The sequence below is a fragment of the Cupriavidus sp. 8B genome, from assembly GCF_054589115.1.
Genome location: NZ_BAAILO010000016.1, coordinates 1 through 7,097 on the forward strand (window position 1 = coordinate 1; position 7,097 = coordinate 7,097).

Annotated in this window: 6 protein-coding genes and 1 tRNA gene; 4 read left to right on the forward strand and 3 right to left on the reverse strand. The window is 62.4% G+C overall.

Annotated features, from left to right (window positions below; all coding sequences use genetic code 11):
• Positions 1-225: 225 nt before the first annotated feature.
• Positions 226-2,304 carry a hypothetical protein gene (locus tag ACYP5B_RS01630; protein WP_459568305.1) on the reverse strand — a complete coding sequence of 693 codons (2,079 nt, stop codon included), beginning with the start codon at positions 2,302-2,304 and terminating at the stop codon, positions 226-228.
• A gap of 255 nt (positions 2,305-2,559) precedes the next feature.
• Between ACYP5B_RS01630 and ACYP5B_RS01635 the strand changes: the two genes are divergently transcribed.
• Together ACYP5B_RS01635 and ACYP5B_RS01640 are read left to right on the forward strand one after the other, a co-directional pair.
• Positions 2,560-2,772 (forward strand): hypothetical protein, encoded by a 213-nt coding sequence (locus ACYP5B_RS01635; protein WP_400101575.1) that lies wholly within the window; start codon positions 2,560-2,562, stop codon positions 2,770-2,772.
• Between the two features lie 141 nt (positions 2,773-2,913).
• Positions 2,914-2,989, forward strand: a tRNA-Met gene (locus ACYP5B_RS01640).
• A 65-nt stretch (positions 2,990-3,054) separates the two neighbouring features.
• Here the strand turns inward: ACYP5B_RS01640 and ACYP5B_RS01645 are convergent.
• On the reverse strand, positions 3,055-3,240 hold the full coding sequence (locus tag ACYP5B_RS01645) for a hypothetical protein (RefSeq protein ID WP_400101573.1): 186 nt from the start codon (positions 3,238-3,240) through the stop codon (positions 3,055-3,057).
• A 124-nt stretch (positions 3,241-3,364) separates the two neighbouring features.
• Positions 3,365-4,015: a TetR/AcrR family transcriptional regulator gene (locus tag ACYP5B_RS01650; RefSeq protein WP_318238517.1), complete on the reverse strand. Its 651-nt coding sequence runs from the start codon at positions 4,013-4,015 to the stop codon at positions 3,365-3,367.
• A gap of 192 nt (positions 4,016-4,207) precedes the next feature.
• Here ACYP5B_RS01650 and ACYP5B_RS01655 point away from each other — a divergent pair, with 192 nt between their 5' ends.
• Together ACYP5B_RS01655 and ACYP5B_RS01660 are read left to right on the forward strand one after the other, a co-directional pair.
• On the forward strand, positions 4,208-5,779 hold the full coding sequence (locus ACYP5B_RS01655) for a flavin-containing monooxygenase (RefSeq protein WP_400101571.1): 1,572 nt from the start codon (positions 4,208-4,210) through the stop codon (positions 5,777-5,779).
• A gap of 63 nt (positions 5,780-5,842) precedes the next feature.
• The gene (locus ACYP5B_RS01660) at positions 5,843-6,781 is read left to right on the forward strand and encodes an alpha/beta fold hydrolase (protein WP_400101569.1); all 939 of its coding nucleotides are present in this window, start codon (positions 5,843-5,845) and stop codon (positions 6,779-6,781) included.
• Positions 6,782-7,097: the final 316 nt, after the last annotated feature.

Sequence of the window (7,097 nt, forward strand, 5' to 3'; positions counted from 1 at the left end):
GCCGATGATAGTGCGGATACCCGTGTGAAAGTAGGTAATCGCCAGGCTCTCCCTTGAAACCCCCCAGTACGCAAGTACTGGGGGGTTTTGCTTTTGTGGCGGCGGTTTCGAAAGCAATATGACCTGCTCATCCGCAATAAAAAAGGCCGGCGAATGCCGGCCCTCCCTAAGCGCTATCGCAACTGACCATTGCCAGCTGCGACAGCATTTCGGTTAGCGTTTCAGTTACCGCACCGTACCAACAATGCGCACGAACTTCTGCGTGTCGTCCGCGGTGGTGGATCGGATTTCAACGGTACGCTGGTCGCCCGCCAGGCCAAAGGCCGGAAACACGGCAGTGCTGCACGACGTCAGTGCGCTGGAAGCAGAGTTGGTCGCACTGACCGTATCGCTGCGAGCGGACCGCGCCACAGGCAACCCTTGAATCAGCACACGCTCCGGCAGTGGCACCGCGCTCTGCAGGGAGCCAAACGCCAGGGCACGGTCGACAGGCTCCGCGTTTTGCGTCCAGCTGATCCGCGTGGCGGACTGCGCGGCAGTCTTGCTGCCGCCCGTGGTGACAAAGTCCAGGCTGCCTGCGTCGATGCTGTTCCAGGTCTGCCGCGCCAGTACCGACGGCGTGAGCACGCTGCCGGACGTAGTCACGTAGAACGTATCGTCCGACGCTGCCAGGCTGGTCTTGTAGCTGTAGTCGAGGTTGCGGTTCCACACCTCGAACTTGTAGCGGCCATGGGCCGGAAGGCTCTCGATGGCGGAGTCGGGCAGGGCAGCAGACAGGTACGTGTTGCCACCGCTGGACAGCCCGCCCCATTTCACTGCCTGGCTCCTATCGATCGCCGTGGCCGCCAGGACCACGGTGCTGCTCGATTGCCCGCTGTTGCTGATGGTCTGGTTCGGCGACACAGGATCGTCAGCCGCGTAGGTCAGCGATCCGGCCTGATTCTGTACCACCAGGTTGCTGTAGCTGCCGCAAACGCGCGAGCGGGACAGGGTGACGCCTGCATCCGGCAATCCCGGGCCCGTCACCCTTACCAGTTGCACATTCGTGCCCGAACCTCTGGCGGGGTTGAACAGCAAGCGCAGCGAACTCTCATAGCGCGATACGATTCCCTGCGCCGATTGCGGATTCAGCTCGGTGACCTTGCTGATTCGCCGCGTGACCGCGGCTTCATAGCTGCGCTGGTTGCCCGTCAACTGCCAGCCAGCGGGCGCGCGATTGGTGACAAGGCGCGTGATGTGGTCGGTAGATTTGTCGGTGCGAACGAAGGGCAGGCGTACCAGCGCGGTAGCCTGGTTCTGGGCATTGGTCGAATTGAACAGGACAACCGGCGCCTCGAACTTCGCGCCCTTCATGTCGCTCGCATTCAACAGGGTAATCAGGTCGTCGCGAGCGGTGTAGCTGTTGTTCAGGTAATCGCTCGAGAATGCGGTGCTGCAAGCGCCAAGCACGCTGGTGCCATCCGCACGGGCAGCGGGATCCAGCGCAAAACAGGCCTGAAGGGCGGCACGGATGCCTTCGAACGTCGCGGCGTTGGTCTTGACTTCGGGCTTGGGCAACGCCGGCGGAGGAGACGCCAGCGAGTCCGCCGTCAGGAGGACTTCGTGCGCGGCATTGTTGCCGCTTACCACGGAGCCGGTGCTCGTCAGCTTGGCACCGCTCGCGGTCAGCGTGACCCGGATGACGTCGAGGACGCTATCGGCGCCTTCCCCCTGCTTGCTGAGCGGCGTGGAAATCGGGTCGAAGGCGGTGGGGTCCAGCCCCGCATCGCTCGTGACATTGGCAAGCACGGAGCGCAGCAAACCGACGATTTGCTGTACCTGGGCGTTGCTTGCCTTGCTGCCAAGCACCGACGACTTCGTCAGGTCGAGGGGGTCGCCACCAACCAGCAACGCCGCAACGGCGGTCGTCAGCGGCGTCACGTTGACAGTGGCCGAGCCATTGGTTGGCTTGGTCGCCAGCACCGAGACGTAGGTCAACTGGTCGCCCCCGCTGCTGCCCGTAGCGACAACCGCGAACGGTGCACGGAAGGCGGCGACATCGAATTCAAAATGGCCACTGCCATCCGCGGTGCTGCTGCCCACGACTTTTCCGTCGGCGTCATAGACGGTGACCAGGGCATTTGCCATAAAGGCGCCGCTGGCTGCCGTGCCTTGCAGCGTCACCTTGGCAGCCGGGCTAGCCGCCGTGCCGCCGTCTCCACCCCCACCGCACGCGCTCAATACAGCGAGCGTAATCGCTGCAACTGCGGGCGTTAGCAGGATGCGGCGATTCATTCCCGACCTGGATTCCCCTAGAATATTCATTGGTTTTCCCTTTCATTATTATCTGTAGACACAGCGGGTTTTCGAGTCCCTGGCCACGCTGGGCGTGAAGGTTACAGGAAGAGACGCCGACAGCACCTCCCCCCGACGGTGGGGTTAATCCGTCATTTTTGCAAAAAATGACAATTGGCGTTCCGCGTATGGAGGGACACCGGCCCTGACGTGAATGAAAAGCCCTGCGCGTGCTAGGATCCAGCGAGATTTCGATGAGCAGCGTGCAGGGGAGCCAGGACACAGATGGAAAGCGGCATCACGGAGTACAAGGGGTACGTAGTCCACGTCTTCTGCAAGACGATCAAGGACGGTTTGCACATCGCGTCATGCGCGATCTGGGAGGACGGGGCGGTGGTGCAGGATTCCAAGTCCATCGGCCGCAATCACGCCACGCCAGCCGACGCAAAAATCGCGGCTTACGAGTGGGCGAAACAGTGGATAGATGGAAATAGCTGAGCGGCGCCAAAGCGGCTGCGTGCACTCGCGAGCGTAAATGGAGCAGCAGTCGTCCCATGCCAAAAGAACGGGCCCTAGCACTTTTCAGTTCTTTTTGTATTAGGACTATCCAGATGCCGCCAATCCGCGTATATTCTCTTTCGCGGGGTGGAGCAGTTGGCAGCTCGTCGGGCTCATAACCCGAAGGTCGCAGGTTCAAGTCCTGCCCCCGCAACCAAATTCCAAAAGCCCGTCCGGTTCAAGCCGCACGGGCTTTTTGCTTTGTCGCCTTACAGTTGTGCGCTATGCGAAATCACCCGGCGGGTCGTCGGGGATGGTCCACTTGATCGGCTTTTCTTCAGTGGCCGGTGGCGGCTTCTGCGATCGCGAAGTGGGTTGGGGTGCAATCTGGGACAGGAGTTGAGCGGACGATACATTGACGGTTTCCTCATCGCCGTCTTCTGACCAATACCTGAGCGTCACTGACATGTTCCTCTCCGGTAAGTGACTCAAAGAACCCCAGCTGCCGCCAATGCGCAGGAGGGGGCCAACACTTACCTTAGGACCATTTGGCGTCCTTGCCTGTCGTCAATGGCGATGGCTGCCCGCTGCATCAGCCTTCGCTTGGCTGGATATTCAGCAAGCCTGTGCCGGCCTGCGTGAGGAAGGGCGAGAACAGGCTCATGACCTGCGATGCGCCCCAGTTGATGTGCTCGCGCTTGATGGCATCGATGCCGTGGCGGGACCGCAGGTAGTCGATCCAGTAGGTGGACACGATCCACGTGTTGACGACCAGTTGGTCAAGCTGTTCGGGCGTGGCGCGCAGCAATCCTTGCGCTTGCATGGCGCCGAACACGCGACGGACATCGCGCTGTCCGTCGTTGGCCAGCGCTTCGGTGCGCAACCTCAGGGTTGGCGCCAGGCTGCGGATGGACGCCGCGTCGCGATAGAAGAAGCGCCACTCCCACATCAGGTTGAACCAGCCGCTCAGGTAGCCCGCGAAACGGTCCGGTGCATCGCCTTGCGCCAGATCCGCGACCGAGGTGTCGCGCAGCGCCCGCTCGAAGTCATCGAACAGGGCTTCGAGGATCTGTTCCTTGCGGTGAAAGTGATAGTAGAGATTCCCTTCCTGGATGCCGACCGCCGAGGCGATCTCCGCGGTGGTCACGACGACCGGCCCGCGCTCGTTGAACAGGCTCAGGCAAGCGTCAAGGATGCGCTCGCGCGTCTTGGGGCGCCGGGTTGGCGCGCCTTGCACCGTCATGGTCGGTAACTCCCTGCATGTTCCGTTATCTGCATGTTCACACGGTGGATGATTAGGGGTAAGCCCTAGTTTTGGCAATCCCGGTTGATTAATTAGGGTGAACACCCTAGTCTAGTCTGAAGACAGCACGGATGCACCGTGAGAATGCGACGCGGCAAGCGCCGGCTCGGTTTGGCCAACAGGAGACAATCGATGCTATCAGGCAATGCGGAGCACCCGCATCCCGAAGTTCACGCCGGCACGGCGGCGGCAGGGCGCCAGGACGAGCCGGCGCAAGGGGAAGCGGCGGCGCAGCACGTCGATGTGCTGGTGGTCGGGGCGGGGCTCTCCGGCATTTGCGCTGGCTACCACCTGCAGACCAGTTGCCCGGGCAAGACCTACGCGATCCTGGAAGGACGCGACGCAATCGGTGGCACGTGGGATCTGTTTCGCTACCCCGGCGTGCGGTCCGACTCGGACATGTACACCCTGGGCTTCAGTTTCCGCCCGTGGCGAAGCGAAAAATCGATTGCCGATGGTGACTCGATCCTTGAGTACATCCGTGGCACGGCGAAGCAATTCGGCATCGAGCGGCACATCCGCTTCGGCCACCGCGCGTCGCGTGCGTCGTGGTCTTCCGAGACCGCACGGTGGACGGTCGATGCCACGGTAGGCCCGCAAGGCACGCCTGCCCGTTTTACCTGCAGTTTTCTCTACTTGTGCAGCGGCTACTACGATTATGCGGACGGCTATATGCCTGGGTGGCCGGGCATGGAGCAATTCAATGGCCGTGTGGTGCACCCTCAGCACTGGCCGGCCGACCTGGCCTACGACGGCAAGCGCGTGGTCGTGATCGGTAGCGGTGCCACGGCTGTCACGCTGCTGCCGGCGATGGCCGAGCGGGCGGCCCATGTGACCATGCTGCAACGTTCGCCAACGTACATCGTGGCGCGCCCATCCAGCGATGCTGTCTCCGCATGGTTGCAGCGGCGGCTGCCGGCGGCGATGGCGCATCGCGTCACGCGCTGGAAGAACGTGCTGCTGAGCATCTACTTCTACAACCTCTCCCGCAAAAAGCCGGACCTGGTCAAGAGCAAGATCCTCAAGGGGGTGCGCGCGCAACTCGGACCGGACTACGATATCGACAAGCATTTCACGCCGTCTTACAAGCCATGGGACCAGCGGCTCTGTCTTGTGCCTGACTCGGATCTGTTCAAGTCCATCCGCTCAGGCAAGGCTTCGGTGGTCACCGACCAGATCGAGTCGTTCACCGAAAGCGGCCTGCTGTTGCGCTCCGGCGAGCGGCTCGACGCGGATGTCATCGTCACGGCCACCGGGCTTCAATTAAAGGTGGCCGGCGGGATGAAGATTGAGGTGGACGGCACCCCGATGAACCCGGCACAGGCTTTCATGTACAAGGGCATGATGTATAGCGATATGCCTAACCTGGCGGTCGCCATGGGCTATGTCAACGCCTCCTGGACGCTGAAGGCCGAGCTCTCGTCGACCTACGTGTGCCGCCTGATCAATCATATGGACGCGAAGGGCCATGCCTGGTGCGCGCCGCGCCGCACGGATCCGGCCTCCGATGAAGAGCCTTCGCTCTCGCTGAGCTCCGGCTATGTCCAGCGGGCCAGCAACATCTTGCCCAAGCAAGGCGCCAGGCGGCCATGGAAGGTACATCAGAACTACCTGTTCGACCTGATGGCCCTGAAGTTCGGCAAGGTGGAAGACAGCGAGATGGCGTTCGGCCGTGCCGGCGCCGCTGCCTCGGTGAATGGCTAACGGATAATGAACGGTTAATGGTTGACCGTAAGGCTAAACGTTAAGGATTAAGGTACATACGCAATGACCATATTGATTGCCTGCATCGTCGTGGGCACTGTCGTTCTGCTTGGGTTGGTGGCATTCTCCGGCCTGATTGCGCGCAAGGTGGAAAAAGCGCTGCCGCCCAAGGGGAAGTTCATCGAGATCGATGGCGCCCGACTCCATTACATCGACAAGGGCGAGGGCCCGGTCATCGTGATGGTCCATGGGCTCGGGGGGCAGACCGGCAATTTTTCCTACGCATTGCTGGGGAAGCTGACCAGCCGGTTCCGCGTGATCCTGGTCGACCGGCCCGGCTCGGGCCATTCGACCAGGCCACCGGCGATGTCGGCTCGCCTGAGCGTGCAGAGCACGGTCGTGGCCAAGTTCATCCGTGCGCTAGGCCTGCAGAATCCGCTGTTGGTCGGGCACTCCCTGGGCGGCGCGGTGGCGCTTGGCGTTGCGCTCGATCATCCCGGCACGGTCGGCGGGCTGGCGTTGATTGCCCCGCTGACGCATCCGGTGGAAGGCGTGCCGCCGATGTTCCGCGCGCTGTCGATTTCCTCGGCCACGATGCGCCGCGTGATCGCGTGGACGTGGGCGATCCCCCGGTCTATCCTGCGTGGCAAGGCCATGGTCGAACTGGTCTTCAGCCCCGACCGGCCGCCGCACGATTTCGGCACCGTGGGCGGCGGCCTTCTCAGCCTGAGGCCGCGCAGCTTCTATGCCACTTCGACAGATATGGTCAGCGTGGAGGAGGACCTGCCGTCCATGGCGCAGCGCTATGCCTCGCTGGCCTTGCCGATCAGCATCCTGTACGGGACCGGGGATGCCGTGCTCGACTGGCAGGCCCAGGGCAAGGCGATGAAGGACAAGCTGCCGGCGCTGGATCTCGAACTTGTCCCCGGCGGCCATATGCTGCCGGTCACGATTCCCGACCAGACCGCGGCCTGGCTCACGGCGGCTGCCGCGCGGCTCTGACGCGGTGCGCGCCAGTCGCTGCGCTGCAGGCTAAGCATCGATGGTGAAGCCGATCGCCTTGATGAACTCGCTCCAGCGCAGGTAGTCCGCCTTGACCTGCGCGGCGAAGGCGGGTGGCGTGATGGCTTGCGGCGGCAGCCCGCTGACGCGGCGGTGTCTCTTTAGGGTGGGGTTTTCATGCTTCTAGCTGCTGTCGCGGCTGGGCGGTGTTGCCGTTTTAGAACGTGTGAGATGTCACTTTTCTTTACTCGCCCTCCATGTCAGGATACTTGTCGCCTCGGTCTCCTTGGTGAAGCAAAATGGAGGGCGGTGTGCG